Below are 16,469 nucleotides of genomic sequence, written 5' to 3'. Positions count from 1 at the left end.
TATGAAACAAGTATTGCTCTGGCTATTGTTTTTCTGTTCAATAACGGTTGCACAGGCACAGCAACAAGACTGTAGAGCGCTGCTAGACACGTTTTACCGGCACTCCAAAAATAACTTTATGGATATAATGGACAAACAAACGGATACCGTTTCGGTCTTTTATCCCGCAAAGCTACAAGCCGGCCTGGGCGAAATCAGGATTGGAAAATTTCCCTACGCAAATGTGTTGTGCTGGGAAGTTCCTTTGGGGCAATCAGAGGCCATTCAGGCAGCCGTTGCGCGATTTATTGAAGCCATGTACTCCGGTAATAAGCTATACAAAATAGTTAACTTAGATGAAGCGGAAGAGCCGGGCGGTATTGCTACCCATAGTGTGTACAGGGTCGATGGGGCGAGAAAGCCATTACTGGTTTTTCAAACGATGTGTTACCGCAATCAGGAAAATGCTTCGAAGAGCAGGTTTGCCATCATGATGTACAGCCAATAATAAATTCAAATGCAAAGCAATCAGGTGAAAGTCTTAAAAATAATGAAAATCACGTTGAGCATGGCATTGCTGCTCTCCTGCACTATCGTTTATGCACAAACCGGGAAAAACTTCCCGGCTGAGATAAAAGCGCTGATTGAGGCCGATGCATCCAGTCTCATGCAACACGAAGTCAAGGCAGGCGACGGCTACAACAGTTATCGCACCGCATTAAAGCTCGAAGGGTTTGCGGTAAGCTATATGGTAAGCGGCGTAGTCGGCAATATACTTTCGGCAGACTATGTAAAAAGAGGCGATGCGGCAACCATGGATACCATTTATGACCGCTTCAATGAAATTCCATTCCTTGTTTTCGATAGTAAAGACCGGCCGGGGCTTATCAAAAAAAATGAAACAACCATTGTGCGCAAAATTGTGCTGAAAAGCCGCGATACCGGTAAAACGGTGCTGACGGCTACTTTAGATGATACCGGCGCTATTCGTTTTTTATTCAGTCGTATGGGGTAAAACCATAAAATAGCTTACTAAAATATAAGCAAGATGATAAAATCAATACTACTATTACTAGGTGTGGTATTAAGCATACCGGCCCACGCGCAGGAGTTAGAAGTCGCCTGGAATAACGATTATAGCCTTGTGGGTTACAAAGACAGCAAAGGCGTGTTGGTAATACCCTATAAATACAAAATGGCAAGCACATTTGCCGAAGGGTTGGCGCCGGTTAAACTCAATGGTAAATGGGGCTATATCGATAAAAACGATCAGCAACGCATTGCGTTTATTTACGAAGATGCAGAACCCTTTAGCGAAGGCCTGGCCGCGGTTAAAGCCGGGGGCAAATGGGGGTTTATCAATAAACAAGGCAAACAGATTGTTGCCCCTGCCTATGATTGGGTCAATGGCTTTAAGGAAGGAATGGCGGCTGTTGCGCCGGTGCAAAAAGCGGGCTGGGGTTATATCAACAAAGAGGGGCGGATGGTGATCCGGGTGCAGTACCGGATTGCACGTGATTTTTCGGGTGGCGTTGCTTTGGTGGCGGACCAAAAGGGATATCTTCATATTGATAAAAACGGGAAAACACAGGATGGGGAACGTAGCGTAAATACAAGGGCCATAGCGGCAACAGCCACACCTGCGCAAGGTGTAAGCGGTAAGGCGACTATGCCCGATAATAACCCGGATGCCGAAATAGAAGCGGCATCCGAAAAAATGAAATATCCCGCCAGTGCCCCTGCGGCCATTAAAATTTTAAGAAAATATGATGCGGCGGGCCATATGCCCAAGGCTTCTTATTATTTAGCCCGGGGCTTCGCAGCGGGACAGGTTAACCCACCCAAAAAAGAAATAGATTCTGCTCTGTTTTATTGCCAAAAGGCAACGCAACAAGGGTACCGGCCAGCCATGTATTTTTTGGGTACGCTTTATCAGCACGCAACAGGTGACGATATCCCGATGCCCACCGACAGGAACCGGTATGCTTATTTGATCGATAAGAAAAAGGCCCGGTACTGGTACAATGAAGCTGCCCAGACCGGCAATATGTGGGCGGTGCAGAAAGTAACGCTGTTGGATAAAGCGGAGGCGGCCCTGGAGCTCAGGGATGCTTACTCAAACGGGTATACGGCGTTTGACAATGGAAATTATGAAGAAGCCCTCCGCTGGTGGAAACTAGCAGCTTTTGAAGGCCATGATGCCGATGCTTATTACGGGCTTGCAGTACTCCACCATATGGGCAAAATACCCGGCGCTGATTATAATAAGGCCATTGAATATTACCAGAAATCTGCCGACCTGGGGAAAAAGGAAGCCCTGGCAGAAAAGCAAAAAGTACTGGACTATTTCGCTGCACTGGAAGCGGCCCGCCAGAGAGCGGCTACCGCCAAAAATGCTACTACCACACAAACCGGGGAATCGTATGAGGAATGGTGGGAGAAAACCTATGGCAGAGGCGGTTCACAAAACAGCAGACCCATGCCTAATCAGAATATACCACAGGCCACTTACAGAACGGGTTCCCAATCGGAGTCCGACAGGCATCAACGCGCCATGGACCAGATTTACCGCGATACAGAAAAGCAAATGAAGCGGGGATTTAAATACGAATAGCAAGGTAGTTGTACCCCCTGGCCGGTAGGGATTATTTCAGGGGCATTGGGATTACCGGTACGGGTCTCTGGCATCAGGTGCTATAAGAAAATGGCCTTGTGATTTTTGCAGGGTCGGGCCAACGGCTGTAATTATCAATAGCAGGTATATTATTAATATATTTGCTGGTAATATCCTGTATGTAAATTGAATAGCTATATTTCATGGGCGCAATACGATGCAAAATAATTCTTTGGTTGTTCCCTTTTATCCTATTGGGGTATAAGAGCCATGCACAACCACACCCCCTTAGTCTTAAGGATTCCGTGGCTTTCGAGGCATTGGCTACGGCATACAACAATATCGTAAACAGTAATGCAGCCCGGGCGGACTCTATTGCTGTTGTTTTTTTTCTACGGGCCCGACAATTAAGCAATGAAGACTATATGGGCAGGGGTGCTACGCTGATCAGTACTACCCGTATGGCATTAAAAAAAACAGATGAAGCTGTTGCATGGTACGATAAGGCCCAACACTATTTTGTGCATGCAAAAAACTATTTGTGGAAAGGTTACGCTGCGCTTAATATGGGTATATTGTTTAGCCGGCGCTATGATTTTGAAAACGGTTTTCTATATCTGAACCAGAGTGTTCAGGATTTTGAAAAGGCAGGCGATATCGACATGGTTGTATCAGCTTATGTAAGTATTTCCAATGCATTCCACGATGCTAAAAACTACGCAAAGGGGATTGAATATGCCCGTGCAGCTTTAAAAACCGCTGCCACGCATCCCGCGGTTAAAGACTATTACCGCTGGGATGCGTTTAATGTACTGGCCATTAACTACGACGATAATAAGGAATACGAAAAAGCCATACACACGCATCTGCAGGCATTGCCTTACGCCGGGAACAGAGTGCACTCCACCTATAATAACCTGGGGAATACTTATAAGAAATCAGGACGAACGGATTCCGCTATTCATTATCTGAGCCGCTCTCTGGAAAGCCTCCGGGAAAACCCGCCCGGCTGGGGCCTGGATTATCATAAAGCGACGGTGTACGGGAACTTTACAGACGTATACCGTATTCAAAAGAAATATTTGCCTGCCAATAGCTTTTTAGATTCGGCGTTATACTATGCGCAAAAAAGTGAGAGTCCCGAAAAATTACTGGATGCCTACGAGTATGCTTATTTGCTGAAAAAAGATATGCAGCAATATAAGCCAGCTCTGGCGTTTCTTGAAAAGTACATGGCTTTGAAAGACTCGCTGCTGAATGAGGAAAAGACAACAGCCATGCTTAACTTACAGGAAAAATACCAGGCAGGGAAAAAGCAGGCCATTATTGAACAACAAAAACAGGAAATAGCTAAGCGAGAGCAATGGTTATGGGTGGGGGGCATAGGGCTGCTGGCTGGCTGTATTGCAACCTGTTTTATTTTCGCGCTGAATAAAAGCCGGCAGGAGCAAAAGTTACAACGGGAAATCTTTAACCGGCAGGCGGCAGAAACAAAAGCATTGTTCGATGGCGAACAAAACGAACGCATACGTATTGCCCGCGATTTGCACGATGGGGTAGGGCAAATGCTTTCCCTGGTAAAAATGAGTTTATCTACGTTGGAAACCGGTGATGTAGCGGTACAAAAAGCGATGGCACTTACGGACAAAACTATAGACGAGGTACGTTATGTTTCGCACAACCTCCTGCCACAGGAACTCAATTTCGGTATCCTCAGGGCATTGGAAAACCTGGCTGAAAAAGTAAATGCTTCCGGGACTACAAAAATGAATATTGATATTCCCGGACAAATACAAACCTTACAGTTCGAAATGCAAAATGAGCTTTCTATTTACCGCATTGTACAGGAGGTGGTGAATAACATGCTGAAACATGCCGGGGCAAGTGAAATCAACCTGTCCGTTAAGTATAAAGACAACCAGGTTTTGATCGCCGTTAACGACAATGGCCGTGGCATTGACCTTAAGGATATCGATAATTCAAAAGGCATGGGCTGGAAAAATATTAATGCAAGAGTGCATATGCTGGATGGGAAAATAAACGTAAAGTCTGAACAGCTTTCAGGTACACAAATAGAAATAACCTTACCCTCAAATGGAGCAAACTAAAATTGGCATCTTATTGGCTGACGACCACCAGATGATGATCGATGGTGTGAAGGATATTCTCGGTAAAGAAGATAATTTGGTTGTGCTGGCCGAGGCCAACAACGGGCAGATGGCCTACGAAATGCTGGAGGCCGATCCGCATAATTTTCAATTATTACTTACCGATATAAGCATGCCCCTGCTCAGTGGCACGCAGCTTTGCCGTATGGTTAAAGACCGGTTCCCGCATATACAGGTACTGGTCCTGTCGATGTACAACAATGCTACGGCGGTACAGGAGGCGGTTTTTGCCGAAGCGGACGGCTATATTTTAAAAAATGCGGGTAAGGATGAGCTATTAAAAGCAATTCACCGCATCACGAATGGCGGCACCTATTTTTCACAGGATATAGTACCTATTATTTATAATCAATACCATAAGCGGAAAATACAAGAGGAGCAGATGAACCACTTATCGGCAAGGGAAAAAGAAATACTGATGCTTATCGTAAAGGAATTTACAAGTGAAGAAATTGCCCGGCAACTGGTCATCAGCAAAAAGACGGTAGATAACCACCGGACGAATATTCTTGAAAAAACAGGCTGTAAAAGCACTGTGGGCCTGGTTAAGTTTGCTATTCATAATGGAATGGAAGGGTAAAATAACTTAGGAAAAGGTGCTTTGCCGCATCTGTAATACCGTCTTTACCATCATTGCTGCAGTACCTGTAATTGTCCGCCTGCGGAATTGCCGCTAAACTGGCAGTAGATATTGTGTCCATCCTGTCTCCGGATCATATAAACCAAAACCTTATTATTCCAGTAGTCTATCGAGCCTTCATCTCCAAAATAGGTAGCATCCTCTTTGATACGGTCCAGCTCTGCCTTACGCACTTTTCCCGCAAATAGTTTTACCCCGCCGAGTTGTGTTATCGCGGCAATTATTTTCCGTTCAAAATAATCATAAGACCATCCGTTACCTACCGATCCGTCATCGGTAATAAAGGCCCGCCATACCTTGCCTTCCAGGCGTTGCATTTGCCCATCGACCGGGAAAAACAAAAAATCCATTTGATGCGTATAGGCCTGGCTGTTGAGTAGCTTTAATCCTGCGGGCAACTGTATATAGGGAAATTCGCCGAGTGCAGCGTTGGAAACCGGAATGGCGCTGACGTCAGTTTTTTTAGGTACCGGTTTTGTTGAGGTCTGCGCAAAAAGTGGGCTACCAAAAAAGTTAAACGAAAGAAATACTAAAAGAACACCGGGAAACAACTTGCTCATATTTACGCGGATTGGTTTGTGCTTTGTTTTGCGTTCAAATGTAGCATTTACCGTTGCAATATGCGGAAGACAGGTCTATAAAAAATCTTAAAATTAAAGTGCCTTGTTTTTTTACTTACCGGCATATGCCGAGCGGGATAAAGAAGGCTTTTGTACGGCGGCATAAACCAGCTTTGTAAAGATAGTCGTAGCGGGATGCTACGGCTCTGGTTGGCATATTAAGGGTCACGCAATCAGCCAATCCGCATGTTTTGATAAATATTGCACTTATGTTGCTGGTGAAAAATACCATAAGTGAAATAATCATGTATCTTTATTCATCTATCAAGTTGGCTATAATGAAGAACATCATACAACGCTCATCGCTTTTCGTGGCATTAATTATAATCCTTGTCATGAGTTCCTGTTATACTTCCAAACCCCGGGGCTGCGGTTGTGGCATGGAAGAGCATCGATCTTCAAAACTATAATCAACGCTGTAAATTTTCCGGGTAAAGCCTTGTAGGTTAGTTTCCTAAAAACCCTTCGTTATGATTGTATTATTACAAAGGATGTTAGCGGGCGTGTTGATGAGTTGTTACCTTTTTCCGGCCTCAGCTAAAGATGCTGAAGGGGCGATTTTTAATGCATACAACAGGAAAAGCTCAAGCATCATTACAGCATCGGCTAAAGACATTAGTTTTGCAAACTTTGAAACAGACAAGATGAAAAGCTTAAGCATCGGCTATCAACTCCTGGACTTCTCCGAATCTTTAGGGCATAGCTTCGATGTTGGTATCAATTTTCGCGAGTCTGCGGAATTTTACGAATATGGTGCTACGACATCCATTTGTGGTCTTGTAACCAACGGTAAGTTCAGGGCTGGCCCTAAAGTCAGTGTCGAGGGGCGCATTTTCGTGGTGGCTGCGCGGCTCGACCTCAGTTATCTTCATCCCTATGTCAACATTGCACCTTACATCGGCTTATCGCTATTTGACTATGCCGGTCTGTACGTTGGCTATAATAACTGTATCAACAAATCAGACTATTCGGGCTTTAGTATATATTTGAATGTAAATGTGGGCACCAGGTGGTTTGATCCAGAAAGTTATTAAGACTTCGCATAAGGAGTTTACAAGCCCGTTGCCGATGGGCTACAGCTTCGTCCTTTCCGGCTACGGTCCGCCTTCACAAGGGCGATGACTTCCAAGGCCAGTCCCGACCCCGATAAAAAGCCGGCTCATGCATCCGGTACAGCGAAAAACCGGCTCATAATAAGTGGGAGCGTGTTTAATAAGAGACCCGTAACTAATAGGTATAAAAGCGGCTTTTTATTTGTCGCCGATAGAACAGCAGGCTGGGCGACTCCTTTTCCGTTATCTTCATCCCGAAAAATAGTTGATACGCATCAGATTCTTGTAGCCTACCGTTATCGTAATAAGCAGGAAATGGTAATCCGGTACCCGTTCGGATAATCGTTCGCTATTTCCAATTCTCCGTTGAGCTGACGTACACGGTCTTTCATATTGTCGATGCCGATGCCGCCAGTCTGCAGCGACATTGGCCAGCCGGCGCCATTATCCCGGTACCTTATCACAAGCTTGTTGCCTTTATTGGTAAATGCCAGATCTATTTTATCAAACGAAGCATGTTTGATGGAATTGGTGATACACTCATTTAAAATGGACCTTAACTGGGAGAACTGATAATGACTGATAAACCGCTTTTTCCCCGGACCAGCCTGTATATCGAATGAAAAGTCGCCGCTGACATTCAATTTGATCAGGGTCTGCTTCATAATCGCTACCAGGTCGTACAACACATACTGTTTATCGGATTTCAGATCGTGCGACAGGCTCCGGATAAGCTCCATGATATGCCCGATATGCTGTTCCAGTTCTGTACTTGCTGTAACGGCATGCTCCGTCGATCGCGATGCTTTGGCCAGTGCTGAAGCATAGAGCAATGCGGGATTCGTTTCATCGTGTATGTTACGCGCCATATTGAATTTAAACTCCAAAAGCTTGTCTTTTTGTCTCCTGCGTATGTGTCTTATGAGGAAAAATGCGCAGACCAGTAATATAGAGCCTGTCGCACCGCCGATCAGGAGCTTCTTTTCTGCTATCCTGTTCTGTATTTCAGCCTCGGCCAACAATAGCTGCTGTTCTTCACTTTCCGCCCTCGCGTACATCATATCTCCGATGTCCCTGGAGATTAAGGTGCGGGAGCTGTCCAGCATGTTCATAGCGGTTTCATACAGGTCTGCACTTTCTTTGTACTTTTTTTCTATGTAAAGCAGCCGTGCCCAGTATTTTTTTTCCACAAACCTATTGTATAGATTCTGGTTACCGTTCATGAATTCCTGGTAACGTTCCAGGTAATAAGTGGCGCTATCGATACGGGCATAATGGATATAGTAAGCTGTTTTCGCATCTGCGGCCGCTATGGCCATACCGGGTTTCATATACCCGGGGGTATGCGCGTCTGCAACGAATTCGTCCATGCGGCGGAATGCCTCCTGCATGAGCCCGGGATCGTTTTTGGCAACAGCCCCCCGGTAAAAGGAAAAGATCCGGGTCGCATCGACCCTTGCTATTACATCGGGGGCGCCCTTCGCTTTTTCCTTAGCTATTACCGCTATTTTCCCGAGTGTAGTTTCTGCCTGCGCACCGGCAATCGTATCGTTCAATTCATAAAGCGCCCTTGCCATCAATTCAAGTGCAATCGTTGCCTGAACAAGATCGCTTACATTCAGTTGATCTCTATCGACAATGCCGGGTATACCTGCCAGGTAATTTTTTTCTTTTTTGTAGAGCTCTGCTAACTTTTCATTGGCGCGTTGACCGTCATAGTAGATGGCAACGACAGATAGTGCGGTAAGCGACTTGCGGTTCTTCGTCTCTCTTTCCAGCTGATCGAACTTGCCGGCGTAATACAACATTTCCCCGTTTCTATCTCCCATTTGTGCCTGGTTGCTCAATATAGCATAGTAGTCGCGTTTATGCGCCTCATTCTTCTTATCGCTCCATATAGCCGTACGATACACCGTCAGCATTTTTAAAAGCTCTTTATTGGTGAAAATGACGTTTTCAGACAACAGTTTACGCATTGTAAACTGTACGGTATCCAGGAAGCTACTTTCTGGCAACAGTCCCTTTTGGTACGCTGTGGATATACGGTATAGCACCCGGGTTGCCGAGTCTTTGGCCGGTTGCCCGTAAACCGCCTGGGTTAGCAATAAATACAGGGTAGCCTGTAAAACGATAAAGAAGTGTTTCATTGGTTTATGGTTGACTAGCCGTCAAAAATAGCCAGACCCAGCCAGAATATGACGTATCGATGCGAGAAAGTAAAATACCGGTAATATAACAGGCAGGCGAAGCCGGCAATGCGCAGCATTTGCCGTCATCCGGAAGTAGTTTGCCGGCAGGGCATTGCGACAAAGAACTTATAAGGAAAACGAGATAGGGTGGTACGCACTTAATTCGCTCCGGCGGCACCCGGAAGCCTCTTGCAGCGGATTTTTAAGATAGACCAGCATTGTTGTTATAGCATCCAGGAAGGCTGTTATGCCGGATGCGCTTTCCAGGTAGACTAATTTACTGGTTAAACAATAGTAATCTTCGTTTTGACTGTTTTTTGCCTTACGGTATATAGCCACTTTTAGCCATGGCGGTGCCGGCTGTATAGCCGGCTCCAATCCTCTGTCGCAAAGATAAGGCAGCGTGCCGTCGGTGATCAGCATGCCGGTTGTGCCGTTGCCCATAACGTTTATAAGCTCTTCATCGTTTTTTGCCGCTTTGATTTTTATTGATCCTGCTAGCTTTCCCAGTATAAGATGTATACCGTGTTGCATGATCTGGGAGCAGCTGGCTATGACCAGGGGCACAGCAGAGATTTGTAAATTTTTATTCATCGCATTGTTTTTCCATAGCGGGATAAAGTGGCTGCAAAAGAAATGGCCGTCGGACAGGGGGGCAGGGAGCGATTATCGGGACACCGGAATCTAAGCCTGCTTTGGTTTTATAGTACCAGGAAGCGGACCATCGGGTGGCCCGTTTCTCTGACACATGGCGCCTGCATCTTCAAAAGCGTACAAGTCCCCCCGTGCTTCGCTTAAGCATTACAGTTGCACACACTAAATCGTTAAGCTGATGGACTAAAATAATATTCTTTTTAAGCGCGCTTGCCTGGTATAGAACAATTTGAATAGTACAATAGCATTTTTTGAATATATACCCCGGTGCAGCGACCTCCGCAACAGGCATAAAGGCATTTTTTATTCGCTGGGCCAGTTTGTACTATACGGCCCGGTCTGCCGGAGGTGTTACAGGCTCCGTGCTGCTTTACAGGACGATCCCGGTTGTTAACCTGCTGTCGCTTGCCGCTTTTTGTTGCTCTTTTTAGCTGTAATGCCCGGTTATAGCCTATTCAGGATAAGCAACTCCATCACTCAAATGGTTCAAGTTATAAAGAATCATCATTTTTCAGATCCTACTTTTGTCCCGAACCAATGAGGATAAAATATTACCGCCTTATCCCGAAGCCGACACTGATCTTTTTTGAAAAGCTGTTTATTTCTTCATCAACAATTCAAAACCTGTCTGATCACCATGAATCCAACATGTACATTATTGAGGCTTATTAAAACGACGGGAACTGCTGCTATACTCCTGGGCATAGCGGCTTCGGCATCCGCACAGAACTGTTCGGTAAACGCAGGCGGCAATGCGACCATATGCGGTTCCGGTACTACATTAACAGGCAGCTTTTCGGGGCAGGCCGGTACCGGTACACCTACCTGGGTATTTACCAGCGGACCGGTAACCCCTGTAATTGCAACACCGAACAGCCTGACCACGAACGTTACCGGCATGACTGCCGACGGTAATTATACCTTCACGCTCAGCCAGGCCTGCGGCACCGGCACGGCGCAATCGCAGGTAACCATTACGGCACATCCGAAGCCCGCGAGTTTTACGGCCGGTCCTGACCGGACCAGTGTTTGTGCGACTACGGGCACCACGACTCTGGCCGGTGTTATCCCGGCCGGCTTCACCGGGCAATGGCGGCATGTAAATATCTACAGCCTGAACCGGTATGGCACTACAGAAACTACCAATGCACAGTTCAGCAGCGCAACGGTAGCTACGCCTACCTTTTCGCTGATCAATAAAGCCAACCATGAGATCGATCCCTCATATTATGCTATTTTGAAAATTACGTCCAACGACGGTATCTGTACCTATGAGGATACAGCGGTTGTGCGCTTTATTCCTAACCCGGTTATCCATATCCCGGCCAGCGACAGCAGGTGCATCAGTACTTCCGATCCCGGTCATTATTTCTACCTGACGGCTGCACCTTATTTTGCCACGAATACGCCAGGCGCCGCAGGTACGGGCACTACGATCGTGCTCAACGCAGTAAGCCAGCCTGCAGGGGCCAATATATCGTTCGATAAGCTGGATGACAATCTTGTTTACTTAAATGGCGTAACGGTACAGGGTACCTATGTATTCAACATGACCGTAACCAATAGCTGCGGAAGTTATACAACGCCCAATATGACTTATGTTTATTCCGGCACAGTGCCCAATGATGTAAGCTTCCAGCCGGCGGGGCATGGGGCTCCCGAGCAGTTAACGATCTATTCTTTTGCCGGCAGTGGTGGTGAGGTGCATTGCGGCATTGCCAATACCAGTACCCCCGAAAATTTTTATTTCAGTATAGACCCGGCAGACCCGGCAACCACGATCACCGATGTTACGCCATCCGGCATTATGCCTCCCGGTGGCGCACCTACCGTTACTGTATCCGGTACCGGTACCTATAACAGGGTCGCTACGGTAACACCACCTGCAGGTGGATGGCGCGTTGGAACTTACAGTTTTGATGTGTATGTGCGTAATGCCAGCGGCAACTGCGGACAGATACAAAACTATTACATCCATATTTCCGACAATAACCGGCCTGCTTTTGCGATGCCGGATGTCAGTGTCTGTTACCCGGGTAATGGCACCATTGCCGCGACCGTTCCTTTGCCTGCGCGGTACCAGGGTGTAGTCAACAGCAGCTACTTACAGGAGCTGCCCGGGCGTTATAATTTTACCGTGTTGTCGAAGCCTGCCGGTGCATCGACACCCACCTTTACCACAAGTAATTTGCGGACGATTGCGGATAGCAGTACGGTGATCGCTAACCTGGATAAGACCGGCGACTACGTATTCCGCATGACGGTGAGCAGCGGTGGTAACAGCAACTACGGACCATTCCTTGTCCAGGAGTATGCCTGCTCCAACATAAACGGAACACTGCAGGCCGACTTCACGATACACGTGGAAAGCCTGATCAATGCCAATGCCGGCAGCGACCAGAACCCGGGCTGTACCCAAAGTGCATCGCTGGCGGGTAATGCTTCAGGAGCCGGTACCGGGCATTGGGCTACGGTAAGCGCACCCACAGGCGCCACGCCGGTATTCTCCGGCGCTTCTTCGCCTATAACCACAGTCTCGGGTTTAACCCAATCCGGCACTTATAAATTTACCTGGACCATTACAACACCACTTGGCGGCTGTATCAGTGCTGATACGGTAGCCGTAGACATCAGCTGTCCTTTACCTGTTGCCTGGGAAAGCTTTAATGCCACGCGATGGGCTGGTAATGTAGTATTGGATTGGGCTACCGTACAGGAGCAAAATAATACAGGTTTCGGAATAGAGCGTAGTGCAAATGGTAAAAGCTGGGAAGAGATCGGCTTTGTAAAATCGCTTACGGCATCCGGCAATAGTAATGGCAGACTGGACTACCGGTTTACCGACGAGCAGCCACAGCAGGGTACCAATTATTACCGTATCCGGTTAACAGATAATGACCAGTCCTATCATTACAGTGTAATCCGGCAGGTACAATTCGAAGGCGTTGCCGGTATCCATATTTACCCTAACCCTGCAACGGATTATATTACCGTCAGCGGATTGAATACCGGTGAAACGATCAGCCTGTATGATGCAACGGGTAAGTTGCTGAGCTCCTTCAAGGCGACAGGCAACAATACAAGCGTCGATTTGCAGCACTTCCGGAATGGGATTTATCAATTGGTTATAATCACTTCGCGTGGTGATAAGCTGTCGAAAAAGCTCACGCTTATCCGGTAATAAATCCTGCGCAGGATAAAGCGCCCGGGCTGTTTAGCCCGGTTATACCATCCTGCTTATTTGTATTTTAAGAATACCTTTTTGCAAATGAAAAGAACACAGATAAAAAAGAACACCCCGCCGGGCGACCAGCCTCTTGTAAAACCGGCGCTCGCTATAGTTTTATGTTTTATGGGCTTTCTGGCCAGGGGCCAGAATATTGTCAACCCGGACTTCGAGATATTGAGTACATGCCCTACCGGTCAGACACAAATATCGAGAGCAACAGGCTGGGCGCGGCCAACAGGCGGAACCTCGGATTATTTTAATAGCTGCGGTTATAATATTGATTCGAAAATAAGCGCCAATAGCGGTACCGGCTTTGCCGGAGGTTATATGGAACTGACTTATAGTCCCTCCACAATAACGAACTATAAAGAGTATATTACCACCCAGCTGTCCGCACCGCTTACTGCCGGCGTTACCTATACTTTTTCCTTTTACACGGCTCACCTGTATGGCGCTTCGCCTGCGAATATGTTGCCGGTTATAGATTACACCGATTTGCCCTTATCGGAGCAAGGTAGTATCGGGGCCCTGTTTTCTGTCGCCGCTCCAACTACAGCAAATACCGAAAGTGGCTCCGGGAGCTTTGGCGCCACCTCCATTGTAAATACATTCGGATCGGGCAGGGTATTCATCCCGGCCGGCAATACGGATGTCTATGGCGCCGGTTCGCGTAATACCTGGGTGATGGTAACGCTGCAATATACGGCCACAGGAGGCGAACAGTATATGACGATCGGGCAGTTCCGGCATGGCGTAACCTCCTTCCCCGACGGACAAGGCGCCTATTACCTGTTTGACAATTTTTCGTTTTCCCCGGTATCGCTTCCGGTAACGCTGCAATATTTTAATGCAGCCAAAGAGGGCGCCACCGCCCTGCTGAAATGGGGAACGGTCAATGAGCAAGGCAACAAAGGATTCGAGGTGGAGCGAAGTGCCGACGGGAAAAATTTCAGCCCAATAGGCTTCGTGCCTGCACAGGCGCCAGGTGGTAACAGCAACGCAGCGTTGTCCTATAAGTTTACAGACAGCGAGCCGCTGGCTGGTCTTAACTACTATCGTCTGAAACAAATCGACAAAGACGGTAAGTCCGTCCTGAGTGAAGTTAAAGCCATCTCATTTGCCGCGGCATCTGCTATCGAAGTATATCCCAACCCCGCCAAAAATGGCGTTGTACAAGTAAAAGGCAACAATATTACCCATATCAGCGCATATACCATAAGCGGCCAGCTGGTGAATATCTACGTCAATTATCACCCCCTTGAAAACAGGCTTGAGTTCCCGGAGCAGGCTTCCGGCAACTATATCCTGCGCATCGTTTCCGGGGGGGATGTACATAGTGTCAAGATCACCGTTCAGCGATAACCGGAGCATTGTCTGGTGTTGTCAGGTGTTTCTGGTGTAAGATTGTTTTTAAGATGATGACCTCATAGGTTATACGCTTAAAGGTGTGAAAAAGCTCCCGGTTGTCTACCCGGGGGCTCTATTCGTTATAGCACGCCCTGAGTTGAATGGTATAGAAATACCGCTTGGATCGGTAATACCTAAATAAGTTAAGTAATAAGCGTAGTGGCTGCGGTAGTACAGGAAAGACGTTCCCCAGACTAGTTGTTCGCGTTTGGTTGATAAGCCGGACAATCGGTTCCAAAACAATCCTAGAAGTAGGTATTGGTTAGCACAACAGGCTTTCTTATAAATACCGGAATAGAGATTGAAGCAATAAGACAGGATCGGGATAACCACCAATACTATAGAAAATAAAAGGCGTTAGTCCAGATACAATGTTAAGCTTTCCTATTCGACCAGATTCGGGCTTAAAGCTGTAATAAATTCTTTTTATCTCATTTGTATAAAAAAGGCTCAAAACCGAATAAATACTAAGTAGACTCAAAAAAGATACTCATCTTATTTGGCTTTGTTCCATCTATACTTCCAATGTTCTTGGTAAGAAATGCAACAACTTTGCAGTACATTCTATATATTTTAGTGAAGTTAATGTCATGTGTCACAATAGTAGCATTATGGACAATATTATTCCGTTCTTTTATAACCTTATCCACCTCAATTAGAGCAGCGCTTTTATCCCTATAGTATTTTAAAGATTTGGCCAGTCGAACAAAAATTTTTCGAACTTTGTCGCCTTCATTATCCAGAAGAAGTGCCTCAATAGCTATATTGATATTAATAATTTTGTCTTCAACATTGACAGATTTCAGGCTTCGTCTAAAGTACTTTAGCGAGTTGCTTATTTTGTGATGAACAGAGTATCTTAAATGCTTGGTTAATAAAAAGGATTTGTTTCCCTCATAAATTTCATCCAAACAATTTATAGCTTCCTTTTCCCATTGATAAATGCTTTTGTTCGTAGCAAGCAAATCAATGTTTAAATGCATTTCATTGAAGAGTAAGTCGTACTTATAATGGATGGGCTTGCATAATATTTTGTTGTTGAACCCATTAATCGTAAGAAAGTGCTTGAGGTCAAGAGTCTCCCAATTATTCATTTGTTTGGTTGAGAAGAGCCTTCCGACGTCCGAATTGCCGCTTCGTAGCACAGCTAAAAAGTACAGTTGGTTGGTGAAATGAGAGAGCTTTTCTAAAATAATTGCTAGATTCTCATATGGATTTAGTTGAGAAAAGTTAAAACTAAACAACAATAGGGGATTGCTCTCCAACCATTTTAGTGATCGCGATTTGTAATAGTGATCGAACGATGCCTGATCTAATCTTTTTTCGATTTTCTTACGCAAAAAATCATCAATAATGCGCATTGTTTTAGTAAGAGAATTAGTTTGGGTTGTGATCAGAAAATTGTCATAGGAAAGAGTAGTAAGTGCTCTATTGAATAAATTATTAAAGCCGATAAATTGAAAACCGAAATTGTGGACTGGAAATATTACAACAGACTTTCCATTGAGTTTATACAATTCTATGTGAGATAAAACGTCGGCTATAAATTCCTCGGGATTTGAATTTTGAATACAATGAAATATAATTTCGTCAAGAGCACTTGAAGAAATAAAGTAATCTTTCTTTCTTAATTCAATGTTGAAGTGTCTTTTAATCGCATCCAAGTAGGTAAGTTCTCTGTTAGTAGCTATCTCATCTTTTTCAGACGCATCCAGATACCAATCTTCAAATCCATTATAGTCTTCAAAGTGTGCTTTATTGTTTATAAAACGATTAGCTGCATTAATGCAGTTTCTTTGATGGTTGATACTCTTAGCCATGAAATAAAGATTTTGTAGTAGTTTTTATCCAACGAATTTTCTGAGGAACCGGTTTTAAAAACAGGAGATAACAGCAAGCCAGAGGCTTGTTTGAAAC

12 protein-coding genes are annotated in these 16,469 nt (G+C 45.6%); 8 read left to right on the top strand and 4 right to left on the bottom strand.

The genetic code is table 11. From position 1 onward, the window contains the following. Nucleotide 1: 1 nt before the first annotated feature. The 5 genes from B0I18_RS14585 (at nucleotide 2) to B0I18_RS14565 (ending at nucleotide 5,341) form a co-directional block, all read left to right on the top strand. A complete protein-coding gene (locus B0I18_RS14585) occupies nucleotides 2–487 on the top strand; it encodes a hypothetical protein (RefSeq protein WP_106523463.1) in 486 nt (161 codons plus the stop codon). Between the two features lie 42 nt (nucleotides 488–529). Further along, the gene (locus B0I18_RS14580) at nucleotides 530–994 is read left to right on the top strand and encodes a hypothetical protein (protein WP_146146750.1); all 465 of its coding nucleotides are present in this window, start codon (nucleotides 530–532) and stop codon (nucleotides 992–994) included. A gap of 33 nt (nucleotides 995–1,027) precedes the next feature. After that, on the top strand, nucleotides 1,028–2,593 hold the full coding sequence (locus tag B0I18_RS14575) for an SEL1-like repeat protein (RefSeq protein ID WP_106523461.1): 1,566 nt from the start codon (nucleotides 1,028–1,030) through the stop codon (nucleotides 2,591–2,593). Nucleotides 2,594–3,054: 461 nt separating this feature from the next. After that, complete coding sequence (locus B0I18_RS14570; protein ID WP_181358478.1) at nucleotides 3,055–4,701, top strand: tetratricopeptide repeat-containing sensor histidine kinase; 1,647 nt, start codon at nucleotides 3,055–3,057, stop codon at nucleotides 4,699–4,701. Continuing rightward, nucleotides 4,688–5,341 carry a response regulator gene (locus B0I18_RS14565; protein ID WP_106523459.1) on the top strand — a complete coding sequence of 218 codons (654 nt, stop codon included), beginning with the start codon at nucleotides 4,688–4,690 and terminating at the stop codon, nucleotides 5,339–5,341. Before B0I18_RS14570 ends, B0I18_RS14565 begins: the two co-directional genes overlap by 14 nt. Before the next feature lie 50 nt (nucleotides 5,342–5,391). Here B0I18_RS14565 and B0I18_RS14560 read toward each other — a convergent pair whose 3' ends face one another. Beyond that, nucleotides 5,392–5,961: a hypothetical protein gene (locus B0I18_RS14560; protein ID WP_106523458.1), complete on the bottom strand. Its 570-nt coding sequence runs from the start codon at nucleotides 5,959–5,961 to the stop codon at nucleotides 5,392–5,394. Nucleotides 5,962–6,491: 530 nt separating this feature from the next. Between B0I18_RS14560 and B0I18_RS14555 the strand changes: the two genes are divergently transcribed. Next, nucleotides 6,492–7,055 carry a hypothetical protein gene (locus B0I18_RS14555; RefSeq protein WP_106523457.1) on the top strand — a complete coding sequence of 188 codons (564 nt, stop codon included), beginning with the start codon at nucleotides 6,492–6,494 and terminating at the stop codon, nucleotides 7,053–7,055. Between the two features lie 314 nt (nucleotides 7,056–7,369). Here the strand turns inward: B0I18_RS14555 and B0I18_RS14550 are convergent, their stop codons facing one another. Further along, on the bottom strand, nucleotides 7,370–9,220 hold the full coding sequence (locus B0I18_RS14550; RefSeq protein ID WP_106523456.1) for a sensor histidine kinase: 1,851 nt from the start codon (nucleotides 9,218–9,220) through the stop codon (nucleotides 7,370–7,372). Between the two features lie 168 nt (nucleotides 9,221–9,388). Next, nucleotides 9,389–9,856: a hypothetical protein gene (locus B0I18_RS14545; RefSeq protein WP_106523455.1), complete on the bottom strand. Its 468-nt coding sequence runs from the start codon at nucleotides 9,854–9,856 to the stop codon at nucleotides 9,389–9,391. A 697-nt stretch (nucleotides 9,857–10,553) separates the two neighbouring features. Here B0I18_RS14545 and B0I18_RS14535 point away from each other — a divergent pair. Further along, nucleotides 10,554–13,097, top strand: coding sequence for a T9SS type A sorting domain-containing protein (locus B0I18_RS14535; RefSeq protein WP_106523453.1), 2,544 nt, complete (start codon nucleotides 10,554–10,556; stop codon nucleotides 13,095–13,097). A gap of 87 nt (nucleotides 13,098–13,184) precedes the next feature. After that, on the top strand, nucleotides 13,185–14,507 hold the full coding sequence (locus B0I18_RS14530) for a T9SS type A sorting domain-containing protein (protein WP_146146749.1): 1,323 nt from the start codon (nucleotides 13,185–13,187) through the stop codon (nucleotides 14,505–14,507). Nucleotides 14,508–15,019: 512 nt separating this feature from the next. Here B0I18_RS14530 and B0I18_RS14525 read toward each other — a convergent pair. After that, on the bottom strand, nucleotides 15,020–16,372 hold the full coding sequence (locus tag B0I18_RS14525) for a HEPN domain-containing protein (protein ID WP_106523451.1): 1,353 nt from the start codon (nucleotides 16,370–16,372) through the stop codon (nucleotides 15,020–15,022). Between the last annotated feature and the right edge of the window lie 97 nt (nucleotides 16,373–16,469).

Origin of the sequence: Taibaiella chishuiensis (genome assembly GCF_003014535.1) — a bacterium.
GTDB classification, from domain to species: domain Bacteria; phylum Bacteroidota; class Bacteroidia; order Chitinophagales; family Chitinophagaceae; genus Taibaiella; species Taibaiella chishuiensis.
Note: the sequence above shows the minus strand (reverse complement) of the source record. Positions and strands in the feature narration are given on the sequence as shown.

What these genes read in the sequence shown, in the direction of transcription:
- B0I18_RS14535 (WP_106523453.1), top strand. Translation starts at nt 10,554, where the DNA reads ATGAATCCAACATGTACATTATTGAGGCTTATTAAAACGACGGGAACT.
- B0I18_RS14580 (WP_146146750.1), top strand. Translation starts at nt 530, where the DNA reads ATGAAAATCACGTTGAGCATGGCATTGCTGCTCTCCTGCACTATCGTT.
- B0I18_RS14525 (WP_106523451.1), bottom strand. Translation starts at nt 16,372, where the DNA reads ATGGCTAAGAGTATCAACCATCAAAGAAACTGCATTAATGCAGCTAAT.
- B0I18_RS14555 (WP_106523457.1), top strand. Translation starts at nt 6,492, where the DNA reads ATGATTGTATTATTACAAAGGATGTTAGCGGGCGTGTTGATGAGTTGT.
- B0I18_RS14550 (WP_106523456.1), bottom strand. Translation starts at nt 9,220, where the DNA reads ATGAAACACTTCTTTATCGTTTTACAGGCTACCCTGTATTTATTGCTA.
- B0I18_RS14575 (WP_106523461.1), top strand. Translation starts at nt 1,028, where the DNA reads ATGATAAAATCAATACTACTATTACTAGGTGTGGTATTAAGCATACCG.
- B0I18_RS14565 (WP_106523459.1), top strand. Translation starts at nt 4,688, where the DNA reads ATGGAGCAAACTAAAATTGGCATCTTATTGGCTGACGACCACCAGATG.
- B0I18_RS14570 (WP_181358478.1), top strand. Translation starts at nt 3,055, where the DNA reads ATGGCATTAAAAAAAACAGATGAAGCTGTTGCATGGTACGATAAGGCC.
- B0I18_RS14560 (WP_106523458.1), bottom strand. Translation starts at nt 5,961, where the DNA reads ATGAGCAAGTTGTTTCCCGGTGTTCTTTTAGTATTTCTTTCGTTTAAC.
- B0I18_RS14545 (WP_106523455.1), bottom strand. Translation starts at nt 9,856, where the DNA reads ATGAATAAAAATTTACAAATCTCTGCTGTGCCCCTGGTCATAGCCAGC.
- B0I18_RS14530 (WP_146146749.1), top strand. Translation starts at nt 13,185, where the DNA reads ATGAAAAGAACACAGATAAAAAAGAACACCCCGCCGGGCGACCAGCCT.
- B0I18_RS14585 (WP_106523463.1), top strand. Translation starts at nt 2, where the DNA reads ATGAAACAAGTATTGCTCTGGCTATTGTTTTTCTGTTCAATAACGGTT.